Here is an 18070-nt window from a genome sequence, read left to right as displayed (position 1 = left end):
GTAATTACTTCAGCGAGTTGCAGATGCGTGTATTCACTTCTTTAACACGTTTCTCATCCAATTTTATTACTTTGCGGTCGTAAGTAATCAGGCCATTTACTTCTACTTCCACATCGGTGGTCTGAGTATAAACGGCAGCAGAGAAGCCGCGGGCTATCATATCATACAGCATATTTGCATACTTCACGTATTCATCGGTAGTCTCTTTGGAAGAATTGAATTGTACGTATCCCCAATTGCGATTCGGTTCCCAAAGATGATCCTTCAAGACAAGGCCAATTCCTCCGTATTCACCGAGAACAGTTGCTCGTTGAGCGTCGTAAAGGTACATTTCGGGTTGCGGATAATTATGAAGATCGAGCATATCGCCACAAGTATAATGATTGCCGCCACTTGCCGGATTTACCAAGCGAGTAGGATCATATTGCTTAGTCCATTCTGCTATTTCGGGAGTCTTGAACTGGCCCCACGCTTCGTTAAACGGAACCCATGTACCGATACAAGGATAAGAATACAGACAATCCATGATTTCCTTCCACTCCTTACGATAATGAGCTTCGGATTCAGCGGAGCGTTTTAGTTCGATTCCATCGAAGTATTTACGGTTTTGCCATTGCGGGTTATGATCGCCGCTCGGCATATCTTGCCATACAATCATTCCGAGTTGATCGCAATGTGTATACCAGCGTGCAGGCTCTACTTTAATGTGCTTGCGAATCATATTGAAACCGAAATCTTTCGTCTTCTGAATATCATACAGCAACGCAGCATCGGTAGGAGCAGTATATAATCCGTCGGGCCACCAGCCTTGGTCGAGCGGGCCAAATTGGAACAACGCTTTGTTATTCAATTCCAATCGCACAATACCGTTTGCATCACGACGTGTAGAATACTTACGCATAGCAGCATAACTGTTTACCTTATCTACTATTTTATCACCGTTTTTCAAGGTCACTTTAAGCGTATAGAGGAAAGGAGATTCCGGGCTCCACAGTTTAGTACCTTCGGGCATGGTTATTTCTACTGGTTCTGCATGAATGCTTTTGCCGGAAGCTACCAGTTGGCTACCATCGTATACATTTACTTCAACAATATCCGAAGGAGAATTTACATTCAGTTCCGCTTTAACAGTCAACAACTGATTGTCAATATCGGGGGTAATGCGAAGATTATTAATATGATTTTGTGATACAGGCTCCATCCATACTGTTTGCCAGATACCGGTAACAGGCGTGTACCAGATTCCTTCGGGATTGCTTACTTGCTTTCCTCTGGGTTGAGGCCCTTTATCCGTTGGATCCCATACTTTTACAACCAATCGGTTATTTCCTTTGGCAGTCAATGCGGGAGTAATATCAAAAGAGAATGGAGTAAATCCTCCGGTGTGGCTTCCTACTTTAATATCATTCACCCATACATCGGTTTTCCAGTCTACAGCGCCAAAATGCAGTAGAACCTGTTTTCCACGCCAAGCAGAAGGGACGTCAAAACTTCGCTGATATATCAGTTCTTGCTTCTCGCCTACATTCTTTCCTACACCGGATAAAGAAGATTCTACGGCAAAAGGAACAAGAATCTTTCCATTGAAAGTTTCCGGAATGCGCTCACCTTTACTTATAATAGCATAGTCCCACAGTCCATTCAGATTTTTCCAATCGTTACGTTCCATAATCGGACGAGGATATTCAGGCAATACATTGGAAGGATTAATCTGAGATGCCCATTCGGTTTTAATTTTGTCGCCTACCGGTTGCCATTGTGCTGAGCTTCCGATAGCAAATAACGTCAACAATGACGATAAGATAATTGCTTTTCGCATAGTACTAATAATTTATTGATTTCTACGGAAGCAAAGATAAACCGATTGGGAAAAGATTAATAGAATAATATAACCAATAAATAGCACTTATTGTGCAGAGCATAAAATTAAAAAGTTGAAAGTTGAAAATTACCATGCCAACATGATAACACAGCCCATTTTCAACCTTCAACTTACCAGCTTCAATTTACTTATATCCTTCGTTTTGCTGAGTCTTCAATGCCGGATTTGCATTGATTTCATCCTGAGAAATGGGAAGTACGATCTTTCCATAGGTACGGTCAATCGTCTTCGCACGGTGGCTTACGGGCACATCCTGAAAATCATCGTTGAATTCGATGGTTTTGTTCATTCTCATCATATCGAAGAAGCGTTGTCCTTCACCGAAAAGCTCCTTGCTACGTTCATCCAGAATCATATCATCTGTAATAGTGGCAGCAGTGGCGGGTGCCAATTGCGGAGCACGCTTACGAATCTCATTCAGATAACCGGCAGCAACAGCAGCTCCAGCATCTGGTCCGGTAGAGTGCAAGGCAGCTTCGGCAGCTATCAGATAAAGCTCGGAAAGACGGATAATTTTAATATTAACAGCCGTATTGGTAGCCTTGCCATCACCCGGCAGACTGGTACCACCCATATATTTATAGCAGGCACCTTTACGTTCAACCTTGTTATCAACCCAGTATTCATCATTATCCATTATTCCCCAACGTACATCCTTGGTATCCTCTCCCAAACGGTTCAGATAGTAGTCACTGGCAAGGAACCATCCCATCGCATTTTTAACTTGCTTATAACGCATCAAATAGAAACCAAGGGAAGAAGTGCCCAAGTCAGATTCCTCCGTAGTTATGCCCAACTCAAAGATGGATTCGGAACCAAATTGCTTGCTCCAGGACGTTACCCATTCTTCGGACTTATAGAGGCTGTACTTTTTACTTTCTATCACTTCCTTAGCTGCATCCAGCGCACCGTCATAATCTTCCATGTAGAGCTTTACACGCGCTTGCAAAGCGATATTCGCATAATAACCTATATACCCATTCTGCCTTGATGGGTTATCCGACATATAAGTGGCACCATCCGACAAGTCTTGCAATATCTGGCGGTAGTTCTCTTCAACTGTGGCACGTGTAGGCTGTGCTTCAATAGTCAGCGGTTCGGTAATATTGGGAACACCGTAGGAAGTCTTGTTGTAATTGTAAGGAAGGCCATATATGCGTACCAGGTCAAAATAGAACAACGCGCGCAGGGTCAAAGCTTGTCCTTTGGCCGATGAGAAGTCCTCAATGCTTCCTGCTTCTTCTTGCTTTTTAATGTTACTCAATAACGTATTCACCTGCAAGATGCAGTAATAGCCGCGGCTCCAAAATCCGGAATAACTACCGCTATTCGGTGTATGATTAAAAGTGTAGAACGCATCCAGCCCACGACCGGCAGAATAAATAGTCAAATCACCTCCTTTGGCATCTCCATACATAAAGAGATTCCGACCATAATAAGAAGATGAAGTCATTGCGCTCATCACGCCGTTAATAACCACTTGAGCATCGGCTGCGGTAACAATGGCTCCTTCCGCATTCCCTGAATTGCCCGGTTGCATATTCAGAAAGCCGTCACACGAAGTAAATGTAAGAGCACTCAACAGTGCAAACACCCATAAATAATATATCTTTTTCATTCTGTTTCTCTCCTATTCATTAGAATTTCAATTCAACACCCAGTACAAACGTCTTACCGATAGGCGTTTCCCAACCACGTGTACCATATTCACTCACTTCCGGGTCAGCCTCTTTATATTTGGCTATCGTCCAAAGATTGCCGGCATTGAAGAAGAAACGGGCGTTCTCAACGAAAGCCTTACGCGTCAATGCTTTAGGTAATGTGTAAGCCAAAGTAAGACTCTTCAAACGCAAGTAACTGGCATCACACAGGTGACGGCTGCTATATTGCTGGGGATCAGTCAAATCAAGTCCTTCAATACGAGGTTGCGAACCACTGGTATGCTCCGGAGTCCAAAGGTTTTCATAGTAGCTCTTGGCACGTATGCGCTCCCAATAGTAACCATCGTCAGCCACATCCATATAAGCGCCATCGTACAGGTCACCGCCTATTTTATAAGTAAAACCTAAGGAGAGAGCGATCCCTTTAAAAGATACGGAAGTATTGATTCCACCGTAAACTTTAGGTATGGCATTGCCGATGACTGAGAAATTGGCATTGTCATAATCGTAAGTAGCTCCCCGTCCGTTATATTCAAAATCTCCGGCTTTAGCATCTTTCGGATCATTTACATAATAGACGTTTTTACCGTTGGATTTATCCACTCCTGCCCATTCATAACCATAAAAGGCGAGCGTGGATTGTCCTTCACGATATACATATTGCGCACGGCTATCGCTACTTGTAGGATCGTACCAGATAATATCGGCTCCTCCATACAGTTCTTTCACTTCCGAACGAAGGAAAGTCGCATTAACACCGGCACTCCACAGCCAACCGTCACGATCAATGATATCACCGTTCAACTCTATTTCCAAACCATGATTATTGATACATCCTACATTCTGCAAAGTAGATGAGAACCCGGTTACGGTTGAAATAGGCACATCTTGCAATAGGTTCTTTGAATTACGGTTGAAATACTCCACCGTACCACGCAGACGTTGCCCCCAAAAGCCGAAGTCGATACCGATGTTAGTATTGTAGCTAGTCTCCCAGGTCAACTTGCTATTGGCTACCGTTGTAATGGTTCCGCCGGGATTACCCATATATTTGTTGGTATAGCTTATCAAACTCATATAACCGTAATTATCCGAAGGCAACGTACCGTTAACACCGTATGAAGCACGTATACGCAGATTACTCAAGAAAGAGATGTCATTCATAAATCCTTCTTTCATGATATTCCATGCTCCTGCCACTGACCAGAAATTACCCCAACGTTCCTCTTTACTGAGGCGAGAAGATCCATCACGACGATAGGAACCCGAAACGAAATAACGTTCATCATAATTATAATCGAGTTTGGAGAGTACCGATACCATTGAATTACCCCAAGAGTAACCGGCAGAGGTCTGTGTACCAGCGGTAGATACGGAATGAATCATACTCGTTGCAAGGTTACTTCCGCTAGCACGCACATAGTCGGTCTTATTCTTTTCGGCTTCAAAACCCAGCATGGCGCCTACGGTGTGCTTATCAAAGGCACCTGTGTAGTTGGCAGTTGTAGAAGAAACCATCTTTTCGTAAGTAGTACGAAACTCACTTACATTTCCATTATCGGCCGAACCATTAAAGTGATTGGCACTGTAATATATATTATCTTTTACAGCTGTATTATCATAAGAGTAGATAGAACGTACGTCCAGTCCCGGCATCAAATGCAAAGTCAATGTTTCGGCAGCCATGATTTTGAGGCTGGTAGAAGCATTTTCCCATTCGTTGTCGTAGTAGACGCCGTTATAAGCATAGCTACCATAACGTTCGGTCCAGGGATTACCGGTCTTGTAATCAGTTGGCCAGTAGAGTCCCCATAAAAGATTGCGAGTTTGCATAAAGTAGTTGCTACCCGTATTGCGAGTATCGTTATAGCCACTTTTCTTTGTACGGGCAAGGTTTGCATTGGTAGTAAGTTCCAGAAATTTCCCTACCTTTTGAGTCAAATTCAGGCGACCTGAAACGCGGTCGAAACTGTTTTTCTTCAAACGCCCCTCGTCTTTGGTATACGACAAAGAAGTATAGTAATTGGTATTCTGTGTGGCACCGCTCACAGACATATCGTAGGTTTGATAAACTGCCGTACGGAAATATGCTTTATCCCAGTCGTAATATTTGCCCCCGCGACCGGAGTTGTCATATTCAAGAATATTCACGTTTTCATAGGCTCCTGTACCGTTGGTCGTAAACTGATAACCGTGTTGATTGAAACGATCATTCAATTGCCCCAAAGCATACGCACTGGCTTCCGAATCCGTTTCTCCCTTACCCGCCGTACGGTAATCGTGGAATACGCTATAGAGCATATTCACGTTTTCCTGCACACCGGCTGCTTCGTAATTGTCCGTTGCCCAGCAGGGAGTAAAACCTACTTCAGCTTTCAAAGTGACTACCGGCTTTCCAATCTGCCCCTTCTTAGTAGTAATCAAGATAACACCATTTGCTGCACGCGAACCGTAAAGTGAAGATGCAGCCGCATCCTTCAGAACCGAGATAGATTCAATATCCTCCGGATTCAACGTATTCATAATATTATTGGTAGAATAAAGTTCACCGCTCATTTGTCCGGTATTTCCCGAAGAAACCGGTACGCCATCTACCACATACAGCGGTTCGTTACCTGCATTCATCGAGCCGATACCCCGAATACGGATAGCGGGTGCTGAACCTGCCTGACCGGAATTATTCGTCAGCTGAAGTCCGGCAACCTTTCCATTCAATGCATTCTCAAAGCTGGTAGTAGGAATGTCCTTCAAAGCATCCGCTTTCACCAAAGAGGCAGAACCGGCGTAACTGCTTTTCTTAGCAGTACCGTAGGCTACTACCATCACTTCGTCCAGCAATTCAGAGTCCGATTTCAATACAACCTTCACATCCGGCTTGATAGGAATTTCTTGCTTACGCATACCTACAAAAGAGATCACCAATGTGTTCGCCGTGCTTGGCACATTCAAGATAGTGAATTTTCCTTCGATATCGGTAACCGCCCCCAGCGTTGTACCTTTTACCAATACCGATGCTCCAATAATGGGCTCATTGTTGTCCTCAGCAAATACTATTCCCGAGACTTTTGCTGTTTGAGCCATCGCCATGTCCGCCCCAATAAACAGACAGATGACGAATAATAATAAGAACTTTTTTCTCATACCTTCTTCATCTTAAAATTAATCAATCAAAACAGTTTTTAATATTCAATCACTACAAAAGTAGGGAAGTTTTTCAAAAAGAAAAGCAATATTAAGTAAAAAGTTACATTTTGATTAAAAAATAAGCCAAAGAAGAGAAATAAGCTACTCAATATTCTCTTTCATTTTTCTTTTTATTCTTAATGTATAGCTATTCTCTGGTTTCAAAGGCATAGCTATTGTTTCTTTTGCTACTTTCAATGCTTTGCATGTATTTTCTAAGGAAACGTATAGTTCCAAAAGATAATATTTAGACGAGTAGATGTATGAAAAAGCAAATCACATAAGCTATATCATTTATTATCAATAAATTATCCACAATTTTACCGTCTATTCTTATTCAGTTGTCAAACACTAGTGTTCAGCTTGTCAGACACTGGTGTATATCGTGTCAAACACTGGCGTGTATCGTGACAAGCACTAGTATCTGACAAAAGAAACACCAGTGTCTAACAAACAGGATGGAATTGATTAACTTAAAACGACTAGTTATGAACTAACCGACTAGTTATAAACTAAATGATAAACTACCACCTTCATTACAATGAGGGAAAAATTGAAAACAGTATGAATACGTTACATTCTAAACAGCCATGCTTATCTTTGTTTTTTCCGACACCGAGAAAGGGCATGTTCCTCGGTGTCGAGCAAGGGGTTCCTCGGTGCCGAACCCCACCTTTCTCGGTGTCAAGAAAACACTCTGCTCAGGAGGTACTCTGACAAGGGATTACTCATAAGAGGGAAAACTTGATTAAATTTAAACATTATCACATGGTTTTCTCAAATAATATAGAAATAATATGAATTCCTATTTTATCCTATAACCGTCAAAAAGAAGCTAAAGGGGAAAAAAGCTAAAAGGAAAATACATAAAGTAAATGACAATTTAGCGCAGCCTAAGCCTGAAGGGCTTTTATCTTACAGCCCAGGGCATCGCCCTGGGTCTCTGAATGTCCCCACACTCTGCGCCCTGAAAGGGCATAAGACCTGTTATAGAGAATTTTGCCCTTTCAGGGCGCAACGTTAACAACCTATTATATATACCCAGGGCGATGCCCTGGGCTGTAAGATAAAAGCCCTTCAGGCTTAGGCTGCGCTGTGTACAGTGAGATATGCAGAAAGACAATATCTGTGTAATTTGCGTAATTTGTGTTCCTTTCAGAATTAATTCATAACCCGTCAGAAATGAATCAAGCAAAAACCTTATTCAACTCTGGATTCGTATCATAAGTAAAATATAAGATAGGGTATGGCGCTTTGCGCTTATTACATTCGTCTGGCTAATAGTCATTATTCTTTTTCCTGGGTTTCCAAAATAGGGCCTTCAATTTCTCCCCAAAGGAACGCTTATGGGATAGTTTCAGAAGCACTGAACCATACAGGCAAACTGCACATTTCAATTCTTGTTCAGATAGGTCGTCCAACTTATCCAGTACAATTGATAGAGGATGATTGTTGGCTAAAAACTCAAAAGGATCATCAGCGTTGTCCAAATCTCTCTTCATCCGACAACAACCTGTAGGGCACTTATCCATGACTTTGGTTTTTAAGTTATGTATTTGTTCCCAACAAGCCAATAAAAAATGGCGTGGGAACTATTGACATTATTATGCATAAACTAGGCTCTGGACGGCCCCCATAGTACATAATAAGTAATAGTCCCACGCCAAAGCGTATATAACAAAGTTATATGCAACTTGGACGTGGAGACTTCCACTTATTACTCGCACTACGAAGAATTGTCCAGATTCAGTTTATACGAATAATAAAATGTTATCTCAAAATCGATAAAAGGCATCCTCCACCCACAAGTGAAAGATGCAACAAAGATATTCTTTTCTAAAGACTAAACAAAGGATATAATATGAAAAGTACACCAATCTAGGGGGCTTTATGCGCACTTCATGAGCCATCAGAAATAAATTAATGTAAGTGCAATTACTCATTTGCAAACTACAAAAGAATAAAAAACAGAGGGATTATCTGCATAATTAATGTTGAAATATAAATGCATTCCGATGACGGAGCATAAAGAACCACAACTTTTTCGTAACTTTGCATTATAAAAAATCACTCTGAACGAATGGAATTTAAGTATGACGTTATTGTAATCGGCGCCGGACATGCCGGATGTGAAGCTGCCGCTGCCGCTGCAAACCTGGGTTCAAAGACCTGTCTTATCACCATGGATATGAATAAGATCGGGCAGATGAGTTGCAATCCGGCAGTCGGAGGCATTGCCAAAGGGCAGATAGTACGCGAAATAGACGCCTTGGGTGGCTACATGGGATTAATAACAGACCAGACCGCCATCCAGTTCCGCATATTGAACCGCTCGAAAGGCCCCGCCATGTGGAGCCCACGCGCACAATGCGACCGTAATAAGTTTATCTGGGCATGGCGAGAGATTCTGGAAAACCTCCCCAACCTACATATCTGGCAAGATACAGTACGGGAAATACTCGTTGAAAACGGAGAAATCTGTGGGGTAGTTACCCTTTGGGGAGTAACCTTCCGTGCCAAATGTGTAGTACTAACTACCGGCACCTTCCTCAACGGATTGATGCACGTAGGACGCACCATGCTCCCCGGTGGACGAATGGCAGAACCTGCATCTTACCATTTAACAGAATCCATTGCCCAACATGGCATCACGTATGATAGAATGAAAACGGGTACACCCGTACGCATTGACGGGCGAAGCGTGAACTACGACCTCATGAACATACAAGAGGGTGAAAGCGATTTCCATAAGTTCTCTTATATGAATACAGGTGTGCGCCACCTGAAACAATTGCCTTGCTGGACTTGCTACACTAACGAAGAAGTACACCAAATCCTGCGCGAAGGTCTCCCCGATTCTCCCCTTTTCAACGGACAAATTCAGAGTATCGGCCCACGTTATTGCCCAAGTATAGAAACTAAAATAGTAACCTTCCCCGACAAAGAACAACATCAACTCTTCCTTGAACCGGAAGGAGAAACGACACAAGAACTATACTTAAATGGTTTCTCTTCATCACTACCATTAGACATCCAAATTGCAGCACTGAAAAAGGTACCAGCTTTCAAGGACTTGGTAATCTACCGCTCCGGCTATGCCATAGAGTACGATTTCTTCGACCCCACCCAACTAAAACATACGTTGGAAACGAAGAAAATAAAGAATCTATTCTTTGCAGGGCAAGTAAACGGTACCACCGGTTACGAAGAAGCCGGCGGACAAGGTATCATTGCAGGTATCAACGCACACATCAATTGTCACGGTGGAGAGCCTTTCACCTTGGCGCGTGACGAAGCATATATCGGCGTATTAATCGACGATTTAGTGACGAAAGGTGTAGATGAGCCCTATCGTATGTTCACCTCACGTGCCGAATATCGCATCTTACTCCGTATGGATGATGCCGATATGCGACTCACCGAGAAAGCATGGAAGCTAGGACTTGTTAAGGAAGAACGCTACACACTATTGAAAGAAAAGCGCGAAATAGTGAACAGCATCATAGAATTCGCACGAAACTATTCGATGAAACCGGCATTAATCAATCCGACACTCGAAAAGCTTGGTACTACTCCACTCCGTCAAGGTTGTAAATTGATAGAGTTAATAAACCGTCCACAAGTAACCATTGAGAATATGGCGGAACAAGTCAGTGCCCTCCAACGCGAATTGGATAAAATCACCGATAGAAAGGAAGAAATTATAGAAGCCGCAGAAATACTTATTAAGTATGAAGGTTACATTGGACGTGAACGAATCATTGCCGATAAGCTGGCACGATTGGAAAGCATCAAAATAAAAGGGAGGTTCGACTATAATTCCATTCAGTCCCTTTCCACCGAAGCCAGACAAAAGTTGGAGAAGATAGATCCCGAAACAATAGCCCAAGCGAGCAGAATTCCGGGAGTGTCGCCAAGCGACATCAACGTGTTATTGGTACTTTGCGGGCGATAAGCGGCGCAGTTCCACGTGAAACAAACAATTCAATAAACATATTAAATAAACTGATTATGAGCAGAGAAACATTAATCAAAAGCATTCGAGAGATACCCGACTTTCCTATACCTGGAATCTTATTCTACGACGTAACTACCTTATTCAAAGATCCGGCAGCATTGCAAGAGCTTTCAGATATTTTATATGATATGTATAAAGATAAAGGGATCACTAAAGTAGTAGGAATAGAATCAAGAGGTTTCATTATGGGGCCAATCCTTGCTACCAGATTAGGTGCAGGTTTTATCCCTATCCGTAAACCAGGAAAGCTCCCTGCTGAAACTATAGAAGAAAGCTATGACAAAGAGTATGGCAAAGACACCGTACAGATGCACAAAGATGCCATCAACGAAGATGATGTTGTTTTGCTGCATGATGATTTGCTGGCAACGGGAGGCACCATGCTAGCTGCATGCAAATTAGTGAAGCAGATGAATCACAAAAAGATCTATGTAAACTTCATCATCGAGCTGAAAGAGCTTCATGGTCTCGATGCATTCGGCAAAGAGGTAGATGTACAACCTGTACTCTCGTTATAATTAAAATCACATGGAAGAACTTAGAGCTAACGACTATTTAAAAGGAATTGTATCCAACCTTCCCGAAAGTCCCGGCATTTATCAATACCTGAATGCCGAAGGCGTCATCATATACGTTGGAAAGGCTAAAAATCTAAAGCGAAGAGTTTCTTCCTATTTCAATAGGGAACACGAACCGGGTAAAACGCGTGTATTGGTTAGCAAGATAGCCGATATTCGTTATATCGTGGTCAATACAGAAGAAGATGCGCTATTACTTGAAAACAACCTTATCAAGAGATACAAACCACGGTACAATGTCTTGTTGAAGGACGATAAGACTTATCCATCCATTTGCGTTCCCAATGAATTCTTTCCACGTGTATTCAAAACAAGGAAGATAATACGTAACGGCTCAGCCTATTATGGCCCTTACAGCCATGCACCTTCCATGAATGCTGTACTGGAACTTATCAAGCATTTATATCCCCTACGCACCTGCAACCTGAGCCTTACTCCGGAAAACATCCGCGCAGGGAAGTTTAATGTCTGCCTGGAATATCACATAAAGAACTGTGCAGGCCCTTGTGTCGGCAAGCAAACAGAAGCCGACTATCTCAAAAACATCGGTGAAATCAAAGAAATACTGAAAGGGAATACCCAGGAAGTAGAACGGCTGCTTTTCCAGCAAATGCAAGAGCTTGCCGCCGAAATGAAGTTCGAGGAAGCACAGAAAGTCAAGGAGAAGTATATGCTCATTGAGAATTACCGTGCGAAATCAGAGGTCGTAAGCAATATCTTGCACAATATCGATGTATTCTCTATTGAAGAAGACAATGATGAGAAGTCAGCTTTCATCAATTACCTGCACATTACCAATGGAGTCATCAACCAGGCTTTCACGTTCGAATACAAGAAACGGTTGGAGGAAACCAAAGAAGAACTGCTTTCTTTGGGTATTATTGAAATGCGGGAGAGATACAAAAGCCTTTCACGTGAAATCATTGTCCCATTCGAATTGGATATAGAACTGAAAGACGTAGAATTCACCATTCCTCAGCGAGGCGACAAGAAGAAACTGCTGGAACTCTCCATTTTAAACGTCAAGCAATACAAAGCAGACCGCATGAAACAAGCGGAGAAGCTCAACCCGGAACAGAGAATTGTCCGCCTTTTAAAGGAAATTCAGCAGGAATTGCATCTCGACCGATTGCCTATGCAAATAGAATGCTTTGACAACTCCAATATTCAAGGCTCCGATCCCGTGGCAGGATGCGTTGTATTCATCAAAGGAAAGCCATCAAAAAAGGACTATCGAAAGTACAATATCAAGAGCGTAGAAGGACCGGATGACTATGCTTCCATGAAAGAAGTCGTCAAGAGACGTTATCAGCGTGCTATAGAAGAGAAACTGCCCCTACCCGACCTGCTAATCACCGACGGAGGAAAAGGGCAAATGAGCGCCGTAAAAGAGGTAATAGACGAATTAGGCTTAAACATCCCTATTGCCGGACTTGCCAAAGATGGCAAACACCGCACATCAGAGCTGCTCTATGGCTTCCCACCCCAAACCATCGGATTAAAACAAAACACTCCCCTTTTCAGACTGTTGACTCAAATACAGGATGAAGTACACCGATTCGCTATCACCTTCCATCGCGATAAACGCAGCAAACGCCAGATAGCATCGGCTCTGGACGAGATAAACGGCATTGGAGAGAAGACCAAAGCCGCTTTACTCAAAGAGCTCAAAAGCGTAAAACGAATCAAGGCAAGTTCATTAGAAGAATTGGCTGCTGTCGTAGGTGAATCGAAAGCAAAGATTATCAGAGAATACTTCGGGGAGCAGGAGTAGAATTCATACGCACAAAATAACACATATTCCATTTATTTTCATATATTTGCGAATTAAATTAATTACTAAACAAACATGGCAATGAAAAAGAAAACTTTACTTGCAATTATATGTATTGCCACAACACAATTTTTTGCTACCAGTTGCTTAGAACAATTGGATGTATACGTCAAAGTTCCTGCTGAAAAGTTCTTTGATTTTGACCTAAGTCAGACGGTCAATGTAACCATTGATTATGGTTTTAAAGGGAAAAATTACCAGGTACTATTCGAACTCTATGATCAAAACCCCATAGAGGAAAATGCAAACAACGAACTCGTAAAAAAGAACATCGAGCCCGTTTATCGTGCCACAACAGACGAGGATGGAAAATTCTCCGGCGAGATTCAAACAATGTCAGCCCTATCTGAAGTATGGCTATACTCTGAGTATCCAGGAACAGTCTCTCCTGTTCAACTGACTATCAACGAAGGGCAGATTTCGTTTAATCAAACCGAATATGTACAGAAAGCTACAACAAGACGAGCATCATCGACACGAGCTGCCACCCCCAACAAGCACACCTACCCTGACGGATGGATGATTCTTGGCGACTGGAACGATTACGGAACTCCCGATTACTTAACACCTGGTAGAGTATTGCCAGATGCAAGAACCTTGTATAACATCAACCAGATATTTGTGAAGTACGATGGAACCGCCATGCAAGATAGAACCTATGGCAAGCAATTCTTTGGTTCCAACTACAGTTCAGAAATAAAAATAGTAAAACCGACCAAAGTTTATCTGTGTTTCATCAACAGTTCTGCTGGTTGGAAAAATGTAGTAGGTTATTTCCATTACCCCACCGGAAAAGAACCTACCAACACATCCGAAGTTACAAAGATTATAGCATTTCCCGCGGCTACTCATATCACCAAAGATGATAATACCGGAGCCTTGGTAAGCGGAGACAGAGTATTATTGAAGTATTGGGATGGAACAAAGTATCTGGACGAATTCCCGGCAGGAGTTACAATCGGATGGTGGATGCAAGGTATGGGCTTTCAAACAGGTGGTGACATCAACATAACAAACTATAGCAGATATTCACTTCCTAATCTGAATTCTGATGGAGTACAGAGATGCGTATCACTAAAAGAACCGGATTCCAATCAAATTGTAGCTATTGGATTTGAAGACAACGTAGATAAACGCTACAATGATGCCACCTTCTATCTTGAAATAGAGAAAAGAGATGCTATCGAAGACAATATCCCAAGCATACCGGATGTGGGTAATCCGCCAAACAATAATGACAATTTTGTTACTTATACGGGAACGCTCTCTTTTGAAGATTATTGGCCGTCAATGGGAGACTACGACATGAACGATATCATGGTTGATTATAAATGTAAGGTATATAAAAACACCGTCAATAACAACCTAGTATACAAGTTAGTAAATGAGTTCACGCCCCGCTACAATGAAATCACATTGTTGCAATCAGGCTTTGGTTTCCAACTTAACAACCTATCTTCCAGCGATATAAGCCGTGTAATTATAGATGGAGCAGGGCCAACAAAATACATGGAAGGCAACACTCTGGAACCGGGACAAAGTCATCCTACCATCCTTCTGTTCGATAATCCCAAGGATGTAATAGGAAAGACTATCGTCGTAACTGTTGAGGTAAACGACCTCAAAGAAGCAACCGTAATACCCCCATATAATCCCTTTATCTACATTGAATCTGATTTAGGCAGAGGAAAAGAATTGCATCTGCCCAAGTATCTACCTACAGACAAGATGGATATATCCATTTTAGGAACTAGGCATGATGTTTACAGACCGACAGAAGGACTCTATTACATAATGAGCAGATGGAATAATCAATTCCCCTTTGCGTTAAATCTCGTTGGAGTAACTGACTTCCCTATGCCTGAAGAAGGAGTAAGAATCGACAAAGCTTATCCTCGTTTTAAGGATTGGGTAAACTCTGAAGGTAAAACTCATAAAGATTGGTATAAATATCCTGCAGAATAAAGAGTTTATCAGTATATTTGCACACGAAATACACAAACAGACCATCTGTTCACCCCGAACAGGTGGTCTGTTTGTTGACTAACAAAGGGACTAACAGCCCTTAGTCAGATAACCTCAAATAGGATTAAAGTAACATGAGAGTAATTATACAGCGCACCGGGCATGCGTCCGTCACCATTAACGGAACCTGCAAATCGGCTATTGGTAAAGGACTTATGATTTTGGTAGGCATCGAAGAAACAGACGGACCAGAAGATATCGACTGGCTCTGCAAAAAGATAGTCAACCTACGCATTTTTGATGACGAAAATGGAGTCATGAACAAATCTATTCTGGATATTAACGGTGAGATATTGGTTATCAGCCAGTTTACGCTACATGCTTCGACCAAGAAAGGCAACCGCCCCTCCTACATACGGGCAGCCAAACCTGAAATATCCATTCCGCTGTACGAACAATTTTGCAAGGAATTAAGTTTTTCATTAGGAAAAGAAATAGGTACCGGCGAATTCGGTGCCGATATGAAGGTAGAATTATTGAACGATGGCCCAGTGACCATCTGTATGGATACAAAAAACAAGGAATAATGACATTAGAAGAAGCCCAAAAGCAAGTAGATTCCTGGATCAAGGAATATGGGGTACGCTATTTCAGCGAACTCACTAACATGGCAGTTCTTACTGAAGAAGTAGGAGAACTGGCGCGCGTTATGTCACGCAAATATGGTGATCAATCCTTCAAAGAAGGAGAAAAAGACAATCTCGACGAAGAAATTGCAGACGTTCTGTGGGTACTTCTCTGCATTGCAAACCAGACCGGAGTCAATTTGACCGAAGCTTTTGCCCGCAATTTTGAGAAGAAAACCAAACGGGACCAAACAAGACATATCAATAATCCTAAATTAAAAGATCATGGAAATGAATGAACCTACCCAGAACAAGCATAATGCCGCATTGGCAAAGTACAACACCCAACTGGATGACGCAGAAATCGCAACAAAAGTTGCCAAGATAATTACAGAAAAGGTACCGGCTAACAATACTCTTGAAGTAAAGAAACTTCTCTTCAATTGTATTGATCTTACCACACTGAACACTACGGATAATGATGAAAGCGTTATGAAGTTTACCCAAAAAGTAAACCAGTTCGACGAAGAATTTCCTGATCTTAAAAATGTAGCAGCCATCTGTGTTTACCCTAATTTTGCCGAGGTAGTAAAGGATACACTGGAAGTAGAAAACATAAAAATCGCATGTGTATCTGCAGGGTTCCCCTCCTCTCAGACTTTTATCGAAGTAAAAGTTGCAGAAACTGCCATGGCTATCATGGAAGGTGCCGACGAAATAGATATTGTCATCTCTGTAGGTAAATTCCTGGCAGGCGACTACGAGACTTTATGTGAGGAAATACAGGAACTTAAAGAGGTTTGCAAAGAGCATCACTTAAAAGTAATCCTCGAAACAGGAGCCCTAAAGACCGCCTCTAACATCAAGAAAGCCTCTATCCTATCAATGTACGCCGGAGCAGATTTCATCAAGACATCTACCGGCAAACAGCAGCCTGCTGCTACTCCCGAAGCCGCTTATGTAATGTGCCAAGCCATCAAGGAATACTACGAACAGACAGGCAACAAAATAGGATTCAAGCCCGCAGGAGGTATCAACTGCGTCAATGATGCACTAATCTATTATACTATCGTAAAAGAATTGCTTGGAGAAGAATGGCTGAACAACGAGTTATTCCGTCTAGGAACCAGTCGCCTTGCCAATTTATTGCTCTCTGAAATTAAAGGGGAAGAAATTAAGTTCTTCTAAATACAATATCAAAAAAGCCTGATAAAGAGATGATTCTTCTATCAGGCTTTTTCTAAAAAACAAATATTTATCAATTATTTATCACGCTCCACCACATAGTTCAGATAAGCAGTAAGAGCAGTTTTAACATCAGAATCAGGTATAGATACTAACAAAGAAAGGGCTTTCTCCCTATAAGCATACATCCTTTCAATAGCATATTCTATGCCACCATGCTGCTTGGCAAAATCAATTAAATAAGCTATTTCATCGGTCGATGCCTCTCCATTCTTCACTTTAATGGCAATACTTTGAGCCATCTTATCCTTGGTAGCATTCAGTGCATGGATCACAGGAAGAGTCAATTTGCCTTCATGCATATCATTACCTGTAGGTTTACCTATTTCTTTACTTTCAGAGTAGTCGAAAATATCATCTTTAATCTGGAAGCAAAGCCCGATATATTCACCGAATAAACGCGCAAATTCCGCCTTTTCATCGCCCGCCCCTACTGAAAGTGCACCTGCCTTAGTACAAGCGGCAAACAATACAGCCGTTTTCTTGCGGATAACATCATAGTAAATATCTTCGGAAAATTGAAGATTGCTGACATTAGATAACTGCAACAGTTCTCCGTCTGCCAAATCTTGTCCCAAACGGGATACCACATCTATAATAGCATGATTGCGGGTCAAGCCGACCTGCACCAAGGAAGTAGCCAAGAGGAAATCACCAGCTAGTACCGCTACTTTATTATTAAATATCGCATTTACAGAAAGCTGGCCACGACGTTCGGTACTCTCATCAACCACATCATCGTGCACAAGGCTTGCAGTATGTAACAGCTCCAGGGAAACCGCTGCATGAAGGGTTGCAGGACAGACTTCACCATAAAGTTTTGCAGCCAATAGCACCAGAATAGGGCGCATCATCTTCCCATTCTTCTGCCGGATATGCGAAATTACGCTATTCAACAAAAGGTTAGAACTGGAGAGAGAACTATCAAATAGTTTTTTGAAGTCCTCCAATTCAACAAAAATCGGAGATTTTATCAGTGATGAGTTGTCCATGCATCGCTATTTGCCTACAAAAATAGTAATAAAACGGTTAATACCGTATTTTTTTGTACTTTTACCATGAAAAAAAGGATAAATCA

Annotated in this window: 12 protein-coding genes; 7 read left to right on the top strand and 5 right to left on the bottom strand. The window is 42.0% G+C overall.

The window, feature by feature from the left end; all coding sequences use genetic code 11:
- Positions 1-4 precede the first annotated feature (4 nt).
- From Q1W14_RS09760 to Q1W14_RS09745, 4 genes are all read right to left on the bottom strand, one after another.
- Entirely contained in the window at positions 5-1819 is a 1815-nt protein-coding gene (locus Q1W14_RS09760; protein ID WP_300701162.1) for a glycoside hydrolase family 2 protein, read from the bottom strand.
- Positions 1820-2006: 187 nt separating this feature from the next.
- The gene (locus tag Q1W14_RS09755) at positions 2007-3500 is read right to left on the bottom strand and encodes a RagB/SusD family nutrient uptake outer membrane protein (protein WP_300701160.1); all 1494 of its coding nucleotides are present in this window, start codon (positions 3498-3500) and stop codon (positions 2007-2009) included.
- Positions 3501-3519: 19 nt separating this feature from the next.
- Positions 3520-6684, bottom strand: coding sequence for a TonB-dependent receptor (locus Q1W14_RS09750; protein ID WP_300701158.1), 3165 nt, complete (start codon positions 6682-6684; stop codon positions 3520-3522).
- 1319 nt (positions 6685-8003) lie between these two features.
- The gene (locus Q1W14_RS09745) at positions 8004-8258 is read right to left on the bottom strand and encodes a hypothetical protein (protein ID WP_300701156.1); all 255 of its coding nucleotides are present in this window, start codon (positions 8256-8258) and stop codon (positions 8004-8006) included.
- Between the two features lie 548 nt (positions 8259-8806).
- On the opposite strand from Q1W14_RS09745, the gene mnmG reads away from it, so the two are divergent.
- The 7 genes from mnmG (at position 8807) to deoC (ending at position 16935) form a co-directional block, all read left to right on the top strand.
- The gene (mnmG, locus tag Q1W14_RS09740) at positions 8807-10681 is read left to right on the top strand and encodes a tRNA uridine-5-carboxymethylaminomethyl(34) synthesis enzyme MnmG (RefSeq protein ID WP_300701154.1); all 1875 of its coding nucleotides are present in this window, start codon (positions 8807-8809) and stop codon (positions 10679-10681) included.
- Positions 10682-10737: 56 nt separating this feature from the next.
- Positions 10738-11262, top strand: a complete 525-nt coding sequence (locus Q1W14_RS09735) for an adenine phosphoribosyltransferase (protein ID WP_300701152.1) — start codon at positions 10738-10740, stop codon at positions 11260-11262.
- A gap of 10 nt (positions 11263-11272) precedes the next feature.
- Positions 11273-13096 (top strand): excinuclease ABC subunit UvrC, encoded by a 1824-nt coding sequence (gene uvrC, locus Q1W14_RS09730; protein ID WP_300701150.1) that lies wholly within the window; start codon positions 11273-11275, stop codon positions 13094-13096.
- Between the two features lie 81 nt (positions 13097-13177).
- The gene (locus Q1W14_RS09725; protein WP_300701148.1) at positions 13178-15121 is read left to right on the top strand and encodes an LruC domain-containing protein; all 1944 of its coding nucleotides are present in this window, start codon (positions 13178-13180) and stop codon (positions 15119-15121) included.
- 134 nt (positions 15122-15255) lie between these two features.
- Complete coding sequence (dtd, locus tag Q1W14_RS09720; protein WP_300701146.1) at positions 15256-15708, top strand: D-aminoacyl-tRNA deacylase; 453 nt, start codon at positions 15256-15258, stop codon at positions 15706-15708.
- Positions 15708-16046, top strand: coding sequence for a nucleotide pyrophosphohydrolase (locus tag Q1W14_RS09715; RefSeq protein ID WP_300701145.1), 339 nt, complete (start codon positions 15708-15710; stop codon positions 16044-16046). Before dtd ends, Q1W14_RS09715 begins: the two co-directional genes overlap by 1 nt.
- The gene (deoC, locus tag Q1W14_RS09710; protein ID WP_300701144.1) at positions 16033-16935 is read left to right on the top strand and encodes a deoxyribose-phosphate aldolase; all 903 of its coding nucleotides are present in this window, start codon (positions 16033-16035) and stop codon (positions 16933-16935) included. The genes Q1W14_RS09715 and deoC overlap by 14 nt, the downstream gene beginning before the upstream one ends.
- 74 nt (positions 16936-17009) lie before the next feature.
- Here the strand turns inward: deoC and Q1W14_RS09705 are convergent, their stop codons facing one another.
- Positions 17010-17984 carry a polyprenyl synthetase family protein gene (locus tag Q1W14_RS09705; RefSeq protein WP_300701143.1) on the bottom strand — a complete coding sequence of 325 codons (975 nt, stop codon included), beginning with the start codon at positions 17982-17984 and terminating at the stop codon, positions 17010-17012.
- Positions 17985-18070: the final 86 nt, after the last annotated feature.

The sequence above is a fragment of the Bacteroides sp. genome (assembly GCF_030151085.1).
Classification (GTDB): Bacteria; Bacteroidota; Bacteroidia; order Bacteroidales; family Bacteroidaceae; genus Bacteroides.
The sequence above is the reverse complement of the archived record's forward strand: the minus strand, read 5'-3'. Positions and strand labels throughout refer to the sequence as shown.